Annotated in this window: 1 protein-coding gene; it reads left to right on the top strand. The window is 46.9% G+C overall.

Features of this window, described 5'->3' with window-relative positions:
- Positions 1 to 258, top strand: a 258-nt coding sequence (locus V0R37_RS22665; RefSeq protein WP_420376630.1) for an FAD-binding protein, incomplete at both ends; no start/stop codon positions are given.

The following is a 258-nucleotide window of genomic DNA, read 5'->3' as shown; positions in this document are numbered from 1 at the left end:
GCATGGGGTTGCCATTTTCTCGTTTTGAAGACGGTTCGATTTATCAACGCCCATTTGGTGGCCAATCAAAAGAGTTTGGTGGTGAGCAAGCTGCTCGTACCGCTGCTGCTGCTGACCGTACGGGTCATGCGTTATTACATACCCTATATCAGCAGAACATTAAGTATAAAACGACGATTTTCTCCGAGTGGTATGCTCTGGACCTAGTGAAGAACCAAGATGGTGCGGTGTTAGGTTGTACAGCGTTGTGTATGGAAA

This window comes from Pollutimonas rozaliensis, from assembly GCF_048751585.1.
GTDB lineage: Bacteria > Pseudomonadota > Gammaproteobacteria > Burkholderiales > Burkholderiaceae_B.
This window is presented reverse-complemented; position numbering and strand designations above follow the sequence as displayed.